Genomic DNA, 18,835 nt, shown 5'->3' on the forward strand with positions numbered 1-18,835 from the left:
GTGTGGCGCGCATTCTACGTACGCCCCTGCACCCTGGCAAGCACTTTTTAAACTTTCTTCAAAAAAAACCTAAGTCCTTTCAAAGACCTAGCGTTGCCAGGCGTTTTCTTGCGCCATTAAACACTGCTGGCCCTCTGACAGGGTTGGCCTGGGAGCACTGCTCGGAGAATAATGCCCGCCTTATGCATTAATGAGAGATTGCCCCGCATGTGGTTCAAGAACCTGCTGACCTACCGCCTGACCCAGGAAGTACCGTTCGAGCCTGAAGCGCTGGAGGCCGCCCTGGCCAGCAAGCCGGCCCGCGCCTGTGCCAGCCAGGAGCTGTCCACCTATGGTTTCATCGCACCGTTCGGCAAAGGCGAAGACGCGCCCTTGGTGCATGTCAGCGGCGAGTACCTGCTGATTGCCGCACGCAAGGAAGAACGCATCCTGCCAAGCAGCGTGGTCAATGACGCCGTGAAGGAAAAGGTCGAAGAGATCGAGACCGAGCAGATGCGCAAGGTCTACAAGAAAGAACGCGACCAGATCAAGGATGAGATCATCCAGGCCTTCCTGCCGCGCGCGTTCATCCGCCGCTCGATGATTTTCGCTGCCATTGCCCCGCGTCAGGGTGTGATCCTGGTCAACTCGGCCAGCGCCAAGCGTGCCGAAGACCTGCTGTCGACCCTGCGTGAAGTGATGGGCTCGCTGCCAGTGCGCCCAGCCACGGTAAAAATCGCACCGGTTGCCACCATGACCGACTGGGTCAAGTCGCAACAGGCTGCTGAAGGCTTCTACGTGCTGGACGAGTGCGAACTGCGCGACACCGCCGAAGACGGTGGCATCGTGCGCTGCAAACGCCAGGACCTGACCGGCGAAGAAATCCAGCTGCACCTGAGCACCGGCAAGGTGGTTACCCAACTGGCCCTGGCCTGGCAGGACAAGCTGTCGTTCATCCTCGACGACAAGATGGTCATCAAGCGCCTGAAGTTCGAAGAGCTGCTGCAGGAGCAGGCCGAACAGGACGGTGGCGATGAGGCGGCCCAGCAGTTCGACGCCAGCTTCCAGCTGATGATGATGACCTTTGCCGAATTCTTGCCGGTGCTGTTCGAGGCCCTGGGTGGCGAGGAGATTCCGCAGGGGGTCTGATGCTGTTCGTAATGCCGGTGCTGGCTTGGGAGAAATCCCGGGACAGTGCTGGCCTCTTCGCGGGCTTGCCCGCTCCCACAGGTACAACACAGGGCCTGAATACTGTGATGTACCTGTGGGAGCGGGCAAGCCCGCGAAGAAGCCAGTGAAATGCCTGAAGCCATAAATAGAAAAGGAATTGCCCCATGCGTGCCCTCGCCGCCCTCAGCCGCTTTGTCGGCAACACCTTCGCCCTGTGGGTGCTGGTGTTCGCCCTGCTGGCTTTCCTGCAACCGCAATGGTTCATCGCCTTGAAGGTAGCCATCGTGCCGCTGCTGGGGCTGGTGATGTTCGGTATGGGCCTCACCCTCAAGCTCGACGACTTCGCCGCCCTCGCCCGCCAGCCCTGGCGGGTGATGCTGGGGGTGGTTGCGCACTTCGTGATCATGCCGGGCATGGCCTGGCTGCTGTGCCAGCTGTTCCAATTGCCGCCGGAAATTGCCGTGGGTGTGATCCTGGTTGGCTGTTGCCCCAGTGGCACGGCCTCCAACGTGATGGTCTGGCTGTCTCGGGGCGACCTGGCCCTGGCCGTGGCAATTGCTGCTGTCACGACCCTGCTGGCACCACTGCTGACCCCTGCCCTGATCTGGTTCCTGGCCTCGGCGTGGCTGCCGGTGTCCTTCATGGACATGTTCTGGTCGATCCTGCAACTGGTGATGCTGCCGATCGTGCTTGGCGTCATCGCCCAGCGTTTGCTCGGTGCTCGCGTGCAGGCGGCAGTGCAAGTGCTACCGCTGGTGTCGGTGGTGAGCATCGTGATGATCGTGTGTGCAGTGGTGGCGGCCAGCCAGGCAAAAATTGCCGAATCGGGGCTGCTGATCATGGCAGTGGTAGTGCTGCACAACAGCTTTGGCTACTTGTTGGGGTACCTGACCGGCAGGCTGTGCAAACTGCCACTGGCCCAGCGCAAGTCACTGGCGCTGGAGGTGGGCATGCAGAACTCGGGGCTGGGGGCGGCATTGGCAGCGGCGCATTTTTCGCCCCTGGCAGCGGTGCCCAGTGCATTGTTCAGCGTTTGGCACAATATTTCCGGGGCTCTGCTGTCGACCTGGTTCCGGCGCATGGGTGAGCCCGGGGAGCAGACTGAAGGGGTAGAACAGGCCAGGCATCGAGGGTGACGCCAGGCTTGCCCTGAAACCTGCAGGTATGCACTATAGTGCTCACTGTGAGGACGGCCTCACGACGCACCGCGTGATCATTCCGGGGACGGCCCCATCATTCACCACGATGGAGAAGCACCATGTCCTGGATCATCCTGTTCTTCGCCGGCCTGTTCGAGGTCGGCTGGGCCGTAGGCCTCAAATACACCAACGGCTTCAGCAAGCCACTGCCTACCGTACTCACCGTTGCCGCCATGGCTATCAGCCTCGGCCTTCTGGGCCTGGCCATGAAGGAGTTGCCGCTGGGCACTGCCTACGCCATCTGGACCGGGGTGGGGGCCGTGGGCACGGTGATCGCCGGCATTATCCTGTTCGGCGAATCCATGGCCCTGGTACGCCTGGTTAGCGTGGCGCTGATCATCACCGGCCTGGTCGGCCTGAAGGTCAGCGCCAGCTGATCCCCTCCCCTAGCGCAGGTTGCCGCGCAAGCGGCTGACCTGCTCACGCAGGGCTTCTGGCTGCGCCGCCTCCACCGGGATGGCGGCACCGGCCACGATGGTCACCCGCGACCACAACCGCTTGAAGAAGCCTTTGCGTGGGTCGCGGCTGAAGAAACTGCCCCACAAGCCCTGCAAGGCCAGCGGAATCACCGGCACCGGGGTTTCTTCGAGGATGCGCTTGACGCCCCCCTTGAACACATCGATTTCACCATCACCGATCAGTTTGCCCTCCGGGAAGATGCACACCAGTTCGCCGTCGGCCAGGTACGCGGCAATGCGTGCGAAGGCCCGCTCGTACGTGGCCTGGTCTTCATTGCGCCCGGCAATCGGGATGGCCCCTGCGGTACGGAAGACAAAGTTGAGCACCGGCAGGTTGTAGATCTTGTAGTACATGACAAAGCGGATCGGCCGGCGGATCGCCCCACCCAACAGCAGCGCGTCGACGAACGAGACATGGTTGCACACCAGCAACGCCGCACCCTGGTCGGGAATGCGCTGCAGGTCACGGTGCTGCACGCGGTACATCGAATGGCTGAGCAGCCAGATCAAGAAGCGCATGGTGAACTCGGGCACGATCCTGAAAATGTAGGCGTTGACCGCGATATTGAGCAGCGACACCACCAGGAACAGCTGGGGGATGCTCAGCTTGGCCAGGCCCAGCAGGAGGATGGTGAGCAGTGCCGACACCACCATGAACAGGGCATTGAGGATGTTGTTGGCCGCGATTACCCGGGCGCGCTGGTCTTCGCCGGTGCGGGCCTGGATCAAGGCATACAGCGGCACGATGTAGAAGCCGCCGAACACCCCCAGGCCCATGATCGACAGCAGGATCCACCAGGCCTGGCTCATGCCCAGCAGCGCCAGCCAGTCATGCGGCGCAGCGGCCGCTGGCACATCGCCAGAGTGCCACCACCACAGCAGCCCGAACAAGGTCAGGCCGAATGAGCCGAATGGCACCAGGCCGATTTCCACCTTGCGCCCGCTGAGCCGTTCGCACAGCAGCGAGCCCAGCGCGATGCCCACCGAGAACAGCGTCAGCACCAGCGTTACCACGGTGCCGTCACCGTGCAGCCAGTCCTTGGCGTAGGCCGGAATCTGCGTAAGGTAGATGGCACCGACAAACCAGAACCACGAGTTGCCGACGATCGAGCGCGACACTGCCGGCGGCTGGCCCAGGCCCATGCGCAGGATCACCCAGGATTGCTTGAAGATATTCCAGTCCAGCGGCATGTTCGGCGAGGCCGCGGCTGCCCGCGGGATCCAGCGGCTGGCCAGGTAGCCCAGCACCGCAGTGCCGACCACACCCCCGGCCACCACGGTGGCGTAGCTGTCGGCCGACATCATCACCCCGGCGCCGATGGTGCCTGCCAGGATGGCAAGGAAGGTGCCGGTTTCGACCAGCCCGTTGCCACCGACCAGCTCTTCTTCACGCAGGGCCTGGGGCAGGATGGAATACTTCACCGGGCCGAACAGCGCCGAATGCGTGCCCATGCCGAACAGCGCCACCAGCATCAGCGCCAGGTGGTTGGTGATGAAGCCCAGCGCGCCGACCGCCATGATGGCGATCTCGGCCAGCTTGATGGCGCGGATCAGCGCGTCCTTGGCAAACTTTTCGCCAAACTGCCCACCCAACGCCGAAAACAGGAAAAACGGCAGAATGAACAGCAAGGCACACAGGTTGACCCAGATCGACCGGTCACCCTCGCCCAGGCTGAGCTTGAACAGGATCGCCAGGATCAGCGACTGCTTGAACAGGTTGTCGTTGAAGGCACCCAGCGACTGAGTGATGAAAAACGGCAGGAAGCGCCGCTTGCCGAGCAAGGTGAATTGCGAGAAATGACTCATCGTCCTTGGTCCTGATGGCTTTTCAATTGGAGGCGCGCCGGGCGCACCAGGCCACAATCTGCATGGGAAATGCAGCGGCTGGCAAGCGTAGGGTCAGAACCCGCCACGCTCAGCGGGTCGATCGCGCCCGGCAGGCGCTCATTCGAAACCGAACAAAGCCCGCGCGGTATCCACCAGCAGGGCCTGGCGCAGTTGGGCCGAGCAACCCAAGGCCTCGAACTGCTGCACTGCAGTGGCAAAGCTGATCGTCGACTCATGCTGGGTATGCGGCCAATCACTGCCCCACATCAAGCGCTCGGCGCCGTAGTGCGCTTCCAGCGCGCACAGTGCCGAGCGCGCGAAGGCCAGATTCTCGTCCGGCGTCCCCGCCAGCCGGTAGATCCCCGACACCTTCACCCAAACCTTGCCCTGCCCGCCCAGGGTCAACAGTTCGGCGAACCCGGGCTGGCCCAGCCCACGGCGGGCATCGGGGCGGCCGAAATGGTCGATGACGATGTTCAGGCCATAGGGCTGCAGCGCGCGGACCAGTGCCGGTATGTCCGCCACCTGCCGGTGCAGTTCCAGGTGCCAGCCTTGTTCGCCAATGCGTTCGAGCAGCGGTCGCCAGCGGCCACTGGCCAGGTCCGGCAGGGTCTGACCCATCAGGTTCAGGCGCACACCACGCACGCCTGACCGGGCCATGTCGGCAAGGGTGTGTGGCGCGACATCGGGCGCCAGCATCACCACCCCGCGCAGTTGCTGCGGCACCGCCTGCAGGGCGCTGAGCAGGTAGCGGTTGTCGGTGCCGAGGAAACTCGGCTGCACCAGCACGCCATGGCTGAAACCATGGGCCAGCAGCTGGCCCAGGTAGTCGCCCAGCGGCGCATCGTAATCAGGGGCATAGCGCCGCTCACTGACCAGCGCCAGCCCACGGCTGAAAACGTGGGCGTGGCTGTCGATCGCGCTCAGGTGTAAAGGAGGTACGTCGGGCATGGCTCTCATACAGAAAAGTCAGGTTATTTGGCAACTGCCCCGGCGGTGTGCGGCGCCGTGGCATTTTCGAGGGTGCGCCCGCGGGTCTCCGGCAAGCACAAGGCGGCGATCACCGCCACGCCATAGGCGATGCCAGCGTCGATACCAATGGCGCTGCCCAAGGACATCGACTCGCTCATGTGGCCGACCAGGAACGGGAACACTGCCGACAGTACGCGGCCGAAGTTGTAGCAGAAGCCCACCCCGGCACCGCGCACCTCGGCCGGGTACAGTTCATTGAAAAACGCCCCCAGACTGGCCGGGATACCGGCGGCGAAAAAGCCCAGCGGGAAGCCGAGGAACAGCATCTGCGTGTTGGTCAGCGGGAAGAACACATAGGCTTGTACGGTCAGCACGCAGCACAGGGCGAACAGCAGAATATTCTTGCGCCGGCCGATGCGGTCGATCAGCAGGCCGCTGACCACGCAACCGCACCAGAAGGCCAGGATGATCACCGCCAGGTAACCACCGGAGTTCAGCACCGACAGGTTGCGCTCGGTTTTGAGGAAGGTCGGCAGCCAGGTCATCACCGCGTGGTACCCACCATGGGCGCCCAGGCCAAGCAGGCCGCCCAGCAAGGTCACGCGCAACAGCTGCGGGCGGAAGATGCCGGCCATGGAGTGCAGGAAGCTGGCAGGGATGGCATTGGCGGTGTGCAGGCGCTGGAAGCTGTCCGGCTCGGGCACGTTGCGGCGTACCCAAAGGATCAGCAACGACGGCAACAGGCCGACGAAGAACATCACCCGCCAGGCAAATTCCTGCGGCACCAGCGAGTAGATCAGCATGAACAGTGCCACGGCCAGGCCCCAGCCCACGGCCCAGGCGCTCTGCACCGTGCCCATGACCTTGCCGCGGTATTTCGGGTTGATGGTTTCGGCCATCAGCACGGCGCCGGCAGCCCACTCGCCGCCGATACCGAAGCCTTGCATGGCCTTGACCAACAGCAAGGGGTAAAAACCGGTGACGAACGCCGAGAGGAAGGTGAAGCACGAGAACCAGAGGATCATCCACTGCAGGGTCCGCACGCGGCCGTAGCGGTCGGACAAGGTGCCACCCAGCCAGCCGCCGATGGCCGAAGTCACCAGGGTCAGGCCACTGATCAGGCCGGCATCACCTTTGCTCAGGGAGAACGCGGCGATCAGCGCCGGGATGGCCAGGCCGAACATCTGCACTTCCAGCGCATCGAGCGACCAGCCGCCGAAACAGGCCCAGAATGTCTTGCGTTCCCGCGAGGTGATCTGGCGATACCAACTGAACATGATTGTTATCCTTCTAGTGTGTGCCTGTGACCGCCAGGCAAGCGAAGCCACCGCGCCGCGTGTGCACGGCGCAGAGGGAAACGGGGTGCAGCCGCCGGCTTAGCGAATGTCGATGCGGTAGCGGAAGTGCTGCGCATGGCCGCGTGAGCGGCGCCATTCCAGCGGCTTGCCGGCGTAGTCACGGGCCAGGCGCTCGATCACCACCACCGGGCTGCCGGCCGGCAGTTGCAGCAAACGGCCATGCGCCGCGTCAACCGCTTCGGCGGTGAGGGTTTCTTCGGCGTAGGCGACCACCTGGCCGCACAGTGCTTCGTAGAGGGGGTACAGCAGCGGCCCCTCGCTGTTCAGGTCGACCTCCAGCAACGGCTGGAACGTCTGGCGCGGCAACCAGATTTCTTCGGCCAGTACCGGCTGGGCGCCGAGCAGGCGCGTACGGACAATTCGGATCACCTCACTGTGAACCGCCAGGCCCAGTGCTTCGGCGACCGCCGAAGGCGCGGTCATCGGCTCGATGGCAAGAATGCGGCTTTCAGGCACCGCGCGCTGGCCATTGGCGGCTTCAAAGCGGAAGAACCGGAACAGCGAAGACTGGAATTGCGGGCGGCGTACGAAGGTACCGCGCCCCTGCTGACGCTCCAGCACGCCTTCAGCCACCAGTACGTCCACGGCTTTGCGCACGGTGCCGACTGACATGTCGAATTCGGTGGCCAAGGCAGCCTCAGTCGGGATCGCTTCGCCTGGGCGCCAGCGGTTGTTGGCAATCTGCTCGAGCAAGTGGTCGCGCAGTTGTTGGTAACGGGGCAGTCGAGCATCACCGGACAGTGGGTGCATGGGTCTCGCTCTCTTGTTGTTATATAAACATATATATGAATTCTGGAGGCAGTATTCCCCGCGTATGCCGGGCTGTCAATCCTCCGCCTGTCGCGGTTCTGAGGCGTCAGCTACCTTGCTGGCGACAGGGCCGCTACCGGTCAGCGAAGCCGGGCCCTGCGACCACGCGCCACTGCGACCATCGTCGGCGCTGACGAAGCGCCACCAGCGTGCCAGACTGGTAGATCGGGACCGCGTTATCTTATTGCTTCGGAGTTTTCATGTCGTTGTCCAGCGGGCTGATCGCCGTGGTCGCCCTGGCCTATATGGCCATCATGTTCGCCATCGCCTTCTATGGCGACCGCCGCAGCACGCCGTTGCCGCCCAAGCTGCGTGCCTGGGTGTACAGCCTGTCGCTGGCCGTGTACTGCACCAGCTGGACCTTCTTCGGCGCCGTTGGCCAGGCCGCCGAACAACTGTGGGCGTTCTTGCCGATCTACCTGGGCCCGGTACTGCTGCTGATTTTTGCGCCTTGGGTGTTGCAGAAGATGGTGCTGATCAGCAAGCAGCAGAACATCACCTCGATCGCCGACTTCATCGCCGCACGCTATGGCAAGTCGCAGACCCTGGCGGTGGTGGTGGCGCTGATCTGCCTGGTTGGCGTGCTGCCCTACATCGCCCTGCAGCTCAAGGGCATCGTGCTGGGCGTGAACTTGCTGATCGGCGCCAGTGCCGACGCCACCGGCACACGCGTCCAGGACACCGCGCTGGTGGTGTCGCTGGTATTGGCGCTGTTCGCCATCGTGTTCGGCACGCGCAGCCTGGACGTGACCGAACACCACCGTGGCATGGTCCTGGCCATTGCCTTCGAATCGCTGATCAAGCTGCTGGCCTTCCTGGCCGTGGGCATCTTCGTGGTGTTCAACCTGTATGACGGCTTCGGCGACCTGTTCAGCCAGGCACGCCAGTCGATTCAGTTGCAGGATTACTGGCAGGAGACCATCAACTGGCCTTCCATGGTGGTGCAGACCGCCGTGGCGATGATGGCGATCATCTGCCTGCCACGCCAGTTCCACGTCACCGTGGTGGAGAACATCGAACCACAAGACCTGCGCCTGGCCCGCTGGGTGTTCCCCCTGTACCTGGGGCTGGCTGCCCTGTTCGTGGTGCCGATTGCCCTGGCCGGGCAAATGCTGCTGCCAGGGGCCGTGATTTCCGACTCGTTCGTGATCAGCCTGCCGCTGGCCGAGGCCCACCCGAGCCTGGCCCTGCTGGCGTTTATCGGCGGCGCCTCGGCAGCCACCGGCATGGTCATCGTCGAGGCCGTGGCACTGTCGACCATGGTCTCCAACGACATGCTGCTGCCCTGGCTGCTACGCCGCAACAATGCCGAACGGCCGTTCGAAGCGTTTCGTCACTGGATGCTCTCGGTGCGCCGGGTGACCATCGTGGTGATCCTGCTGCTGGCCTATGTCAGCTATCGCCTGCTGGGCTCGACCGCCAGCCTGGCAACCATCGGCCAGATCGCGTTTGCCGCCGTGACCCAATTGACCCCGGCCATGCTCGGCGCGCTGTACTGGAAGCAGGCCAACCGCCGCGGCGTGTTTGCCGGCCTGGCTGCCGGTATCTTCCTGTGGTTCTACACCTTGGTGTTGCCGATTGCCGCGCACAGTGTGGGCTGGCCCCTGCAGGTGTTCCCAGGGCTGGCTTGGCTGCACGGCAACCCGCTGAACCTGCCGATCAGCCCCCTGACCCAAGGCGTGGTGTTGTCGCTGGCGGGCAACTTCACCCTGTTCGCCTGGGTGTCGCTGCTGTCGCGCACGCGGGTGTCCGAACATTGGCAGGCTGGCCGCTTCATTGGCCAGCAGACCAGCGCCCGGCCCAGCAGCAAGCCACTGTTGGCGGTACAGATCGACGACCTGTTGACCCTGGCATCGCGCTTTGTCGGCGAAGAGCGCGCCCGGCAGAGCTTCATCCGCTTTGCCTACCGCCAGGGCAAGGGCTTCAACCCCAACCAGAACGCGGACGGCGACTGGATCGAACACACCGAACGGCTGCTGGCCGGCGTGCTGGGCACCTCGTCGACCCGCGCGGTGGTCAAGGCGGCCATCGAAGGCCGTGACATGCAGCTGGAAGACGTGGTGCGAATCGCCGATGAAGCCAGCGAAGTCCTGCAGTTCAACCGCGCCCTGCTGCAGGGCGCCATCGAGAACATCAACCAGGGCATCAGCGTGGTCGACCAGAACCTGCACCTGGTGGCCTGGAACCGCCGTTACCTGGAGCTGTTCAACTACCCGGAGGGGCTGATCAGTGTCGGCCGGCCGATTGCCGACATCATCCGTTACAACGCCGAGCGCGGGTTGTGCGGCCCCGGCGAGGCACAGGTGCACGTGGCGCGCCGCCTGCACTGGATGCGCCAGGGCCGCGCGCACTCCTCCGAGCGGCTGTTCCCCAATGGCCGGGTAATCGAGTTGATCGGCAACCCGATGCCCGGGGGCGGGTTCGTCATGAGTTTCACCGACATCACGCCGTTCCGCGAGGCCGAACAGGCACTGCGCGATGCCAACGAAGGCCTGGAGCAACGGGTGGCCGAGCGCACCCATGAACTGTCGCAACTGAACCAGGCCTTATCCGAAGCCAAGAGCCAGGCCGAAGCGGTCAGCAAGTCCAAGACCCGCTTCCTGGCTGCAGTCAGCCATGACCTGATGCAACCGTTGAACGCTGCGCGGCTGTTTTCCGCCGCCTTGTCGCAGCAGGCCGAAGGCATGAATGAAGAAGCCCGGCAGTTGGTGCAGCACATGGACAGCTCGCTGCGCTCGGCAGAGGAGCTGATCAGCGACCTGCTGGACATCTCGCGCCTGGAAAACGGCAAGATAACCCCAGACGCCAAGCCCTTCGCCCTTACCGAACTGTTCGACACCCTCGGCGCCGAGTTCAAGCTGCTGGCTGCCGAGAAAGGCCTGGAGTTCCGCCTGCGCGGCAGCCGCCTGCGGGTGGACAGTGACATGAAACTGCTGCGCCGGGTGCTGCAGAACTTTCTTACCAACGCCCTGCGCTATGGCAAAAGCCCGATTCTGCTGGGGGCACGGCGCCAGGGCGGGCGGCTGTGGCTGGAAGTCTGGGACCGCGGCCCAGGCATCGCCGACGACAAGCTGCAGGTGATCTTCCAGGAGTTCAAGCGCCTGGACAGCCACCAGACCCGTGCCGAAAAGGGCCTGGGCCTGGGCCTGGCGATCGCCGACGGCCTGTGCCGGGTGCTCGGCCACCCACTGGAAGTGCGTTCATGGCCAGGCAAAGGTACGGTGTTTCGGGTCAGTGTGCCCATCGCCCGCCAGGCCGCGCCGGCACAGCCCGCCCCGCTGGAACAGGCGAGCCAGCCGCTGGCAGGCTTGCAGGTACTGTGCGTAGACAATGAAGACAGCATCCTGATCGGCATGAACAGCCTGCTCAGCCGTTGGGGTTGCCAGGTGTCTACTGCGCGTAACCAGGCCGAATGCGCCGCCTTGCTGGACCACGGCCTGCGCCCGCACCTGGCGCTGGTGGACTACCACCTGGACGACGGCGAGACCGGCACCGGGCTGATGGGCTGGCTACGTGCGCGGTTGGGTGAACCCGTACCGGGTGTGGTGATCAGTGCCGACGGCAGCAAGGAAACCATTGCCCTGGTGCATGCGTCCGGCCTCGACTACCTGGCCAAGCCGGTCAAGCCTGCGGCCCTGCGCGCCATGCTCAATCGCCATCTGAGCCTGGTTCAGTAAGCGCTTGATCGGCCAGCGCCGCGTCGGCCAGCGCCCGCTCCAGCAAGTCGGGCGGCAGGCTTTTGCTGGCGCGGGCGCCGAGCAACTTCAATTGCTCGCTGCGGCTTACCAGGTTACCGCGCCCCTCGCACAACTTGTTGCGCGCCGCAGCATAGGCTTTGTCCACCTGTTGCAGGCGACTGCCCAGCTCGTCCAGGTCCTGGATGAACAGGACGAACTTGTCGTATAGCCAGCCGGCCCGCTCGGCGATCTCCCGGGCGTTCTGACCTTGGCGTTCCTGCTTCCAGAGGCTGTCGATCACCCGCAACGTCGCCAGCAAGGTCGTGGGGCTGACGATCACGATCTGCCGGTCGAAGGCTTCCTGGAACAGGTTCGGCTCCGCCTGCAGGGCCGCCGAGAAGGCCGCCTCGATGGGCACGAACAGCAACACGAAGTCGAGGCTGTGCAGGCCTTCGAGGCGGTTGTAATCCTTGCTCGACAAGCCTTTGACATGGCTGCGCAGCGATTGCACATGCTGCTTGAGCGCGGCCTCGTCATTGCTGGAAACGAACTGCTGGTAGGCCGTGAGGCTGACCTTGGCGTCCACCACCACCTGCTTGTCGCCCGGCAGCATGATCAGCACATCGGGCTGGAAGCGCTCGCCATCGGCGCTCTTCAGGCTGACCTGGGTCTGGTACTCGCGGCCCTTCTCCAGGCCGGCATGCTCCAGTACCCGCTCAAGAATCAACTCGCCCCAGTTGCCCTGGGTTTTCTGGCCCTTCAGTGCCTGGGTCAGGTTGGTAGCTTCGTCGGACAGGCGCAGGTTGAGCTGTTGCAGGCGCTCCAGCTCCTTGCCCAGCGAGAAGCGCTCCCGGGCTTCCTGCTGGTAGCTCTCCTCGACGCGTTTTTCGAACGACTGGATGCGTTCCTTGAGGGGGTCGAGCAACTGGCCAAGGTGCTGCTGGCTGGTCTGGGCAAAGCGCTGCTCACGCTCGTCGAAGATCTTGGTGGCCATTTCGGCGAACTGGGCACGCAGGGTGTCACGGGCTTCTTGCAGGTCTTCGAGGCGTTGCTGGTGGCTTTCCTGCTGTTCGCGCAGTTCAGCCTCCAGGCGTGCGCTCTGCGCCTCCAGGCGGCGCAGTTCGGCTTCGCGGTTGGCGCGTTCGAGGTGCCAGGCATGGGCGGCGTCGCGGGCGTTGTCGCGGTCGATCTGCAGCAACTCCAGCTCACGGCCCTGGGCGGCCAGCTGGCTCTGCTTGAGGGTATTGGCTTCGCTGAGGTCGCTGATTTCGTCGCGGCTGGCATCCAGCTGCGCTTGCAGCCCGGCCTGGGCCAACTGGGCGGCGTTGAGGCGCTCCTCCAGCAATGCCTGCTCGCCCTGCCGTGCCCCCTGACGGCGCTGGAGCTGCATGATCCACCCCAGGCAGGGCAAAGCCCCTGCCACCACGCCGAGCAGAATGCTGGCCAGATCCACTGTCATGCTTACCCCGAACGCGCTGTGCAAATTGGCTGCAGCTTATCAGCCTTCAACCCGCAAACCACTGCCCCAGCAGCCGCTGCGCTTCCTGCGAACCTTGCCCCGCCGCAAGCTCCAGCCAGTAACGCGCCTGCGCCGGCGCGTTGTGCTGGCACAACCGCGCGTATTCCAGCTGCGCCCGCCGGTCCCCGGCCCGCGCTGCCTGGCGCAGTAACTCATGGCCAATGCGCCGGTCACGGGCATTGCCGCAATCCCGGCACAGCATTTGCCCAAGCCGGCTTTGCGCCACCACCACACCCTGGCGGGCCGGCTGCTTCAGCAGGCGGCCCGCCAGATGCTTGACCTGGGGCTTGTCACCGAGGCGCGGGCTATCGAGCAGCCACAAGGCCACTTTCAAGCTGAACCGCTTGGCGTCAGGGGGTGGTGTAGGGGCGGCGGAGGTGGCGAGGTGTTTACTGCGGAACTTCATGGCAACACGTCAGGCAATGCGAAAGGCGCGCCACTGTACGCTTTTTTTTTCGCCATGGCCTGTCGAATCCGGAACAATGAAAAAAATTTTAAATGATCTTTTCTTGACGTTCGCCGGCGAATGGCTGGGCTAGTCATTCAGGCTTAGCGATTGTCGGACAGCTTGGCGCGTAGCTGATACGCCCGTGCTAGAGCAAGTGCCGGGGACAATCCACAGTTCCTGTGGATAACTCGGTGGACAACCCTATGACACACCCCGCAAACCCCCGTAAACTGTGGGCTTCAGTCAAACTGACGATTTTTTCACCAGCTGAAAATAGTGTTTTTTTTCATTGACTTAACCACGCAGTCAAGGCATTGGCGAAGTCGGCAGGGGTTGTTGCGGTGCTGTTACAAGCCCTGCACCGAATGTGAACAAATGCACCGTGAGCCCTCTTTTGAATGCACGCAATGGGCACATCCGTGGCGATACGGGCCATTTGCACCCTCTTCCCAGCCTGGCAAATTCAGGCCATACTGCTCGGCTACCCAATACTGATGCGGTGCTTGCCAAGCGCACTCATTCACTGTACAGTCCGCCTCGTTAGTACCAAGCTGAAAGTCAATTCTGGCCCAATGTCCTTGCAGTCGCCCACCTCCCAAGTGCGGCCCTGCTGAAACCAGGACGGCCCATTCGATGATTCACTCGCCAGCCACAGGCTGGTCAGGCACGAATCACCCGACAGATTGATCAGGATCCCACCCCGATGGCCGCGAACCTTGGCCTCGGCGTGCTGCCTGCCTTCTGAAGTACCTACCAGTCAGCCCAAGCGCCCACATTTGATTGCGCCCCCTCTGGCTGCCCTGTTCCAGTCAGGTTCGCTCGTCCCTTAATAATGGCGTCACTGGAACGTTTCTATCATGCACGGATCATACTCCCCGTGTTTAAAGCAGGAACATCCAACAATATGCAAACCCATCATCAGATTCAGGCTGCCATTGGCACCCTTTCCCAGGCCTTCTCGCCGTTGAAGTGCCTTATCGTTGCCCCACGCAAAGGCAGCTTCAGCTTTACCCTGGTAGACGAACACGGCGTCGCCTGCCACACCGAGCGCCTGTACCCTGAACAGTACAGCCGCAATGAACCCTTGCAGGCAGTCATTGCAAGGACTCGCCAGTCGCTCACCGCGTGAGCGGCGAATACTGCAGTATTCATGCGCTGAATCATGCCATCGTCTACCTGCCTGAACGTTCACGGCGTAATTGCCTTAGGGCATATACCCCGCAACGTCAGGCAGCAATCGATTTAAAAACAGCTCTTTACACCACGATTATCACACTACACTTCAACTCGAGCGGTACTTGCCGCTTCCGGCGGGCCTGACTCCTTCACCAGCTGCCAAGCTCCAGCGCCCGTCCGGCTCTTTACTGTTCGAGGGCATCATGGGTATTGCGGCGAATGAATTGTGTCAGTATGTGATACGGCCCACCCTGGTTTACCTGAACCGTCACTGCGCCAGCGCTGAAGCCTTGTTACTGGGCATTGCCGCCAGCCAGTCGGCACTCGGGGCTGCCTTGCACGACCGACGCGGGCACGGCCTCTACCGCATTGGCGAACACCGCCACCAGGCGCTGTGGGACAACTACCTGGCCCGTGATCCCGACCTGGCCAGCCTGGTCCGGGGCCTGGCGAGCCAGCATGCCTTCCTGGGCGGCCCGCACCTCGAGCTTACGGTCAACCTGCGATACTCCACGGCCATTGCCTGGATGCTCGTCGAAGAGCACGCCATGCCCTTGCCCGCCGCTGACGATTTACTGGCACTGGCGCGCATATGGCGTCAGATTTTCTACCCCCAAGGCCGCTTGCGCGACTTCACTCATGCTTGGCACACCTGCGTGGATCAAAGATTGCCCCAGGCATCTTGAGAAGCGTCCTACATCAAAGCCGGAAAAAAGGGAATTTTGGTCGGATTGTCCTACAAAACCGCTCTAACTCCTGCGATTCAGGCTATAGCGCGGCGCGTCATTTGTTGGTAGCTTTTCGCCCCGGAGATCCCAAGGAGTTTTCTAATAATGAAAAAAGTAATGCTCAAAACCTCCCTCGGCGTAGCCGTTGCTCTTGCATCCAGCCAACTGCTCGCCAGCGGCTTTGCATTGAACGAACAGAGCATCAGCAGCATGGGGACAGGTTTCGCGGGACGTTCTTCTTCTGCCGAAGATGCCAGCACCGTGTTTGGCAACCCGGCCGGCATGTCCCGCCTCAAACGTGAACAGTTCACCGTGGGCGGCGCAGCCGTCATCGCCAAAACCGACATTTCCGGGCCAGGCAGCAACCTCGGGGGGGAAACCGATGGTGACATGGTGCCGGTCGTTGGCGTGCCCATGGGCTACTACGTCAAACCTATCGACGACCACTGGAGCGTCGGCTTCGGTGTCTACGTGCCGTTCGGCCTGGTAACCGACTACGGCAGCGATGATGCTGCGCGCTACTGGGGCAAAAAGAGCCACGTCGAGGTCGTCACCTTCCAGCCTACCGTCAGCTACGCCTTCAACGACAAGGTCTCGATCGGTTTTGGTCCAACCATCAACCGCATCAAGGGTGAATTGGGCTCCAGCCTGATCAACCCATTCACCCCGGGCCGCAACGATGGTGAAGTGAAAATCAAGGGTGACGATACTGCCGTTGGTTACAACATCGGCCTTATGGTGCAGGCCACCGACCGCACCCGCGTCGGCCTGACCTACCACTCGATGGTCGACTACAAGCTGGAAGGCAAGACCCGCGTCAGCACCCCGCTGATCGGGCCGTTCAACGGCAACAAGTTCGATGCCAGCCTGAAGATCAAGACGCCGGAATCGGTCGACCTTTCGGTTACTCACGAACTCGATGACCAGTGGACCCTCTACGCGGGCAGCACCTGGACCCGCTGGAGCCGCCTGGAAAACATCACCGTGCAGAACGATGTGCCTGCGCCACTGGCAGGTTCGGCATTCCAGACCATCACCGAAGAGCAGAACTGGCATGACACCTGGGCACACGCCATTGGTGCATCGTACAAGGTCAACAAGGAGTGGGTACTGCGTACCGGCTTTACCGTTGACCAGTCGCCAACCAACAACCACGACCGTTCGCCGCGCATCCCGACAGGTGATCGCAAGGTGTTCAGCCTGGGCGCAGGCTGGAGCCCGAATGACGACATGACTATTGACGTGGCGTATTCCTACCTTTGGGAAGAAGACACCAAGGTGAACCAGGTCAGCGCAACCAAGGGCAGCTACCAGGCCAAGTACGAGAACAGCGCGCACGGTGTCGGTGCGTCGCTTACCTATCGTTTCTGACGCTACGCGCTACCTGAAAAAACCGCCCTCGCGGTTGATGCCTGTCAGTTAAGCGTTACTGGGGCTGCTTTGCAGCCCTTCGCGGGCACGCCCGCTCCCACAGGTTTGGCGCTGAACTCAAGAAACCGCGATTCCCTGTGGGAGCGGGCGTGCCCGCGAAGGGTCGCAAAGCGGCCCCAAACTACTTAACTGACTGGCATTACCCTCGTGGCGGTTTTTCACTTCTGGACCTGCCAGGTGTCAGCCAGGTGTTCACGCAGGTACGCCGTGAACACGCGCACAGCAGGCGTCATGGCAAAGCGGTCTGCCAACCAACAACCACGACCGTTCGCCGCGCATCCAGGTGATCGCAAGGTGTTCAGCCTGGGCGCAGGCTGGAGCCCGAATGATGACATGACCATTGACGTGGCGTATTCCTACCTTTGGGAAGAAGACACCAAGGTCAACCAGGTCAGCGCACCCAAGGGCAGCTACCAGGCCAAGTACGAGAACAGCGCGCACGGTGTCGGTGCGTCGCTTACCTATCGTTTCTGACGGTACGCGCTGCCTGAAAAAAACCGCCCTCGCGGTTGATGCCTGTCAGTTAAGCGTTAGTGGGGCTGCTTTGCAGCCCTTCGCGGGCACGCCCGCTCCCACAGGTTTGGCGCTGAACTCAAGAAAGCGCGATTCCCTGTGGGAGCGGGCGTGCCCGCGAAGGGTCGCAAAGCGGCCCCAAACTACTTAACTGACTGGCATTACCCTCGTGGCGGTTTTTCACTTCTGGACCTGCCAGGTGTCAGCCAGGTGTTCACGCAGGTACGCCGTGAACACGCGCACCGCAGGCGTCATGGCAAAGCGGTCTGCCAGGCACAGGTAGATGTCCATCGGCTCGGTCTGGGCGTATGCCTGGCCGTTGTCGCTGTATTCAAACAACGGCACCAGCGCACCTGAAGCCAGATGGGGCCGCACGATGAATTCGGCCAGGCGGGTGATGCCACCATCGTGCACGGCCATGTGGGTCAGCGCATCGATGTCGTCACTGATGAGCACGTTGCCGAACACCGGCTCGAAGCGCAGCCCGTCACGCATGAACCCCCAACGTAGCAGGCGGCCGTCCACCGGGTAGCGGAACACCAGGCACCGGTGATCGCGCAGGGCCTCAGGCGTGCTTGGTAGGCCGGCGCTTTGCAAGTAGCCGGGTGAGGCGCAGCAAATGAACGGGATACGGGCGATGTGCCGGGCCAGCAGTTGCTCTTCCAACTGCGGGGTGATGCGCAGGCTCACATCGACATCTTCACGGGCATGGTTGACGCGCCGATCGGTCGTTACCAATTCTATCGAAAGCAGTGGGTAGCGGGCGCTGAAGGCGGGTATCAGGGGAGCCACTACATGGCGACCGAACGCCGAGGTCGAAGCAATGCACAGTCGGCCTTGGGGTTCGCTGTCTGGGGTGGTGATGGCCTGCTCGGCTTCGGCAAGGTCACGTTCGATATGACTGACACGTTGGTAGTACTGGTTGCCTGCGGGTGTCAGGGACATGCTACGGGTTGTGCGGGTAAGCAGGCGCACCTGCAGGTGGCTTTCCAGGCGGGCGAGGTTCTGGCTGACCGCTGCCGGGGTGAGGCCGAGGTTACGGGCGCCAGCGGCAATGCTGCCGGCTTCGACGACCTTGATGAAGCAACGGATGGCGTTGAGCAGGTTCATGTAGTGGCCCTTGATTCGTAAGCATCTCTTTATAAAGAACTCAGTATTGCTGGTCTACTGCTGCCATTGCGAGGGTTGCTAGCCTGCGGCTTCACTTAACTTCAAGGAGTACGCATGAACGATCTGTCCCCCACCCGCCGCCGCCGCAAATTGCACCCCGTCGCCACGCCCTATGTTTTCGCGTTCTACATGTCTTCGATCATGGCGTTATTGATGAGCTTTGTTATTACAGCAGCGAACGCTGGCGTTACCCCGGACTACCTGAGCAATGTATTGAAGGCTTATCAGTTGGCGATGCCGGTGGCGTTTGTCTGTGTATTGATGGTGAGGCCGGTGGTTGTACGGCTGGTTGCGATCACAGTGCATGCCAAGTGAGGTCGCCTACCGCTGGCACAGGCGGCGCTGGCCCACCTCTTCAACCCCCGCACAGCTGTTGATCTGGCTTTTGATCTGGCTGTTG

The 18,835-nt window shown here is 62.5% G+C and carries 15 protein-coding genes and 1 pseudogene; 9 read left to right on the forward strand and 7 right to left on the reverse strand.

The genetic code is table 11. The annotated features are described in order from the left end of the window. Positions 1 to 207 precede the first annotated feature (207 nt). The 3 genes from rdgC (at position 208) to sugE (ending at position 2,725) form a co-directional block, all read left to right on the forward strand. On the forward strand, positions 208 to 1,128 hold the full coding sequence (gene rdgC / locus GYA94_RS23570; RefSeq protein ID WP_009686222.1) for a recombination-associated protein RdgC: 921 nt from the start codon (positions 208 to 210) through the stop codon (positions 1,126 to 1,128). Positions 1,129 to 1,313: 185 nt separating this feature from the next. Further along, positions 1,314 to 2,285, forward strand: coding sequence for a bile acid:sodium symporter family protein (locus GYA94_RS23575; RefSeq protein WP_110678012.1), 972 nt, complete (start codon positions 1,314 to 1,316; stop codon positions 2,283 to 2,285). 122 nt (positions 2,286 to 2,407) lie between these two features. Beyond that, on the forward strand, positions 2,408 to 2,725 hold the full coding sequence (sugE, locus tag GYA94_RS23580; protein ID WP_110678010.1) for a quaternary ammonium compound efflux SMR transporter SugE: 318 nt from the start codon (positions 2,408 to 2,410) through the stop codon (positions 2,723 to 2,725). A gap of 9 nt (positions 2,726 to 2,734) precedes the next feature. Here sugE and GYA94_RS23585 read toward each other — a convergent pair whose 3' ends face one another. The 4 genes from GYA94_RS23585 to GYA94_RS23600 form a co-directional block, all read right to left on the reverse strand. Continuing rightward, on the reverse strand, positions 2,735 to 4,612 hold the full coding sequence (locus GYA94_RS23585; protein ID WP_161893203.1) for an MFS transporter: 1,878 nt from the start codon (positions 4,610 to 4,612) through the stop codon (positions 2,735 to 2,737). 138 nt (positions 4,613 to 4,750) lie between these two features. Then, entirely contained in the window at positions 4,751 to 5,584 is an 834-nt protein-coding gene (locus GYA94_RS23590) for an amidohydrolase family protein (protein WP_110678006.1), read from the reverse strand. A 23-nt stretch (positions 5,585 to 5,607) separates the two neighbouring features. Continuing rightward, a complete protein-coding gene (locus GYA94_RS23595) occupies positions 5,608 to 6,882 on the reverse strand; it encodes an MFS transporter (protein WP_110678004.1) in 1,275 nt (424 codons plus the stop codon). A 99-nt stretch (positions 6,883 to 6,981) separates the two neighbouring features. Continuing rightward, on the reverse strand, positions 6,982 to 7,713 hold the full coding sequence (locus tag GYA94_RS23600) for a GntR family transcriptional regulator (RefSeq protein WP_029886688.1): 732 nt from the start codon (positions 7,711 to 7,713) through the stop codon (positions 6,982 to 6,984). A gap of 260 nt (positions 7,714 to 7,973) precedes the next feature. On the opposite strand from GYA94_RS23600, the gene GYA94_RS23605 reads away from it, so the two are divergent. Further along, positions 7,974 to 11,450 carry a hybrid sensor histidine kinase/response regulator gene (locus GYA94_RS23605; RefSeq protein WP_009686216.1) on the forward strand — a complete coding sequence of 1,159 codons (3,477 nt, stop codon included), beginning with the start codon at positions 7,974 to 7,976 and terminating at the stop codon, positions 11,448 to 11,450. Here the strand turns inward: GYA94_RS23605 and GYA94_RS23610 are convergent. Both GYA94_RS23610 and GYA94_RS23615 read right to left on the reverse strand, forming a co-directional pair. Then, positions 11,422 to 12,795 carry a DNA recombination protein RmuC gene (locus tag GYA94_RS23610; RefSeq protein WP_161893205.1) on the reverse strand — a complete coding sequence of 458 codons (1,374 nt, stop codon included), beginning with the start codon at positions 12,793 to 12,795 and terminating at the stop codon, positions 11,422 to 11,424. The two genes, GYA94_RS23605 and GYA94_RS23610, sit on opposite strands and share 29 nt — an antisense overlap. 160 nt (positions 12,796 to 12,955) lie before the next feature. Continuing rightward, on the reverse strand, positions 12,956 to 13,375 hold the full coding sequence (locus GYA94_RS23615) for a tetratricopeptide repeat protein (RefSeq protein WP_110678002.1): 420 nt from the start codon (positions 13,373 to 13,375) through the stop codon (positions 12,956 to 12,958). A gap of 946 nt (positions 13,376 to 14,321) precedes the next feature. Here GYA94_RS23615 and GYA94_RS23620 point away from each other — a divergent pair. The 4 genes and pseudogenes from GYA94_RS23620 to GYA94_RS23635 form a co-directional block, all read left to right on the forward strand. After that, positions 14,322 to 14,546, forward strand: coding sequence for a hypothetical protein (locus GYA94_RS23620; protein ID WP_009686213.1), 225 nt, complete (start codon positions 14,322 to 14,324; stop codon positions 14,544 to 14,546). A 250-nt stretch (positions 14,547 to 14,796) separates the two neighbouring features. Then, positions 14,797 to 15,279 carry a hypothetical protein gene (locus tag GYA94_RS23625; protein ID WP_029886692.1) on the forward strand — a complete coding sequence of 161 codons (483 nt, stop codon included), beginning with the start codon at positions 14,797 to 14,799 and terminating at the stop codon, positions 15,277 to 15,279. Positions 15,280 to 15,426: 147 nt separating this feature from the next. After that, positions 15,427 to 16,692: an OmpP1/FadL family transporter gene (locus GYA94_RS23630; RefSeq protein ID WP_029886693.1), complete on the forward strand. Its 1,266-nt coding sequence runs from the start codon at positions 15,427 to 15,429 to the stop codon at positions 16,690 to 16,692. A gap of 307 nt (positions 16,693 to 16,999) precedes the next feature. Further along, a pseudogene (locus GYA94_RS23635) lies at positions 17,000 to 17,226 on the forward strand (outer membrane protein transport protein); the annotation flags it as partial. Between the two features lie 219 nt (positions 17,227 to 17,445). Here the strand turns inward: GYA94_RS23635 and GYA94_RS23640 are convergent. Beyond that, positions 17,446 to 18,375: a LysR family transcriptional regulator gene (locus GYA94_RS23640; RefSeq protein WP_161893204.1), complete on the reverse strand. Its 930-nt coding sequence runs from the start codon at positions 18,373 to 18,375 to the stop codon at positions 17,446 to 17,448. 114 nt (positions 18,376 to 18,489) lie between these two features. On the opposite strand from GYA94_RS23640, the gene GYA94_RS23645 reads away from it, so the two are divergent. Next, positions 18,490 to 18,750 carry a DUF2798 domain-containing protein gene (locus GYA94_RS23645; RefSeq protein WP_009686210.1) on the forward strand — a complete coding sequence of 87 codons (261 nt, stop codon included), beginning with the start codon at positions 18,490 to 18,492 and terminating at the stop codon, positions 18,748 to 18,750. Positions 18,751 to 18,835 lie beyond the last annotated feature (85 nt).

Source organism: Pseudomonas juntendi (assembly GCF_009932375.1).
In the GTDB taxonomy this organism is placed as follows: Bacteria; Pseudomonadota; Gammaproteobacteria; order Pseudomonadales; family Pseudomonadaceae; genus Aquipseudomonas; species Aquipseudomonas juntendi.

Bases quoted from the DNA above. Each gene is read 5' to 3' on its own strand.
- rdgC (WP_009686222.1), top strand. From the start codon at position 208: ATGTGGTTCAAGAACCTGCTGACCTACCGCCTGACCCAGGAAGTACCG.
- GYA94_RS23575 (WP_110678012.1), top strand. From the start codon at position 1,314: ATGCGTGCCCTCGCCGCCCTCAGCCGCTTTGTCGGCAACACCTTCGCC.
- sugE (WP_110678010.1), top strand. From the start codon at position 2,408: ATGTCCTGGATCATCCTGTTCTTCGCCGGCCTGTTCGAGGTCGGCTGG.
- GYA94_RS23585 (WP_161893203.1), bottom strand. From the start codon at position 4,612: ATGAGTCATTTCTCGCAATTCACCTTGCTCGGCAAGCGGCGCTTCCTG.
- GYA94_RS23590 (WP_110678006.1), bottom strand. From the start codon at position 5,584: ATGCCCGACGTACCTCCTTTACACCTGAGCGCGATCGACAGCCACGCC.
- GYA94_RS23595 (WP_110678004.1), bottom strand. From the start codon at position 6,882: ATGTTCAGTTGGTATCGCCAGATCACCTCGCGGGAACGCAAGACATTC.
- GYA94_RS23600 (WP_029886688.1), bottom strand. From the start codon at position 7,713: ATGCACCCACTGTCCGGTGATGCTCGACTGCCCCGTTACCAACAACTG.
- GYA94_RS23605 (WP_009686216.1), top strand. From the start codon at position 7,974: ATGTCGTTGTCCAGCGGGCTGATCGCCGTGGTCGCCCTGGCCTATATG.
- GYA94_RS23615 (WP_110678002.1), bottom strand. From the start codon at position 13,375: ATGAAGTTCCGCAGTAAACACCTCGCCACCTCCGCCGCCCCTACACCA.
- GYA94_RS23620 (WP_009686213.1), top strand. From the start codon at position 14,322: ATGCAAACCCATCATCAGATTCAGGCTGCCATTGGCACCCTTTCCCAG.
- GYA94_RS23625 (WP_029886692.1), top strand. From the start codon at position 14,797: ATGGGTATTGCGGCGAATGAATTGTGTCAGTATGTGATACGGCCCACC.
- GYA94_RS23630 (WP_029886693.1), top strand. From the start codon at position 15,427: ATGAAAAAAGTAATGCTCAAAACCTCCCTCGGCGTAGCCGTTGCTCTT.
- GYA94_RS23640 (WP_161893204.1), bottom strand. From the start codon at position 18,375: ATGAACCTGCTCAACGCCATCCGTTGCTTCATCAAGGTCGTCGAAGCC.
- GYA94_RS23645 (WP_009686210.1), top strand. From the start codon at position 18,490: ATGAACGATCTGTCCCCCACCCGCCGCCGCCGCAAATTGCACCCCGTC.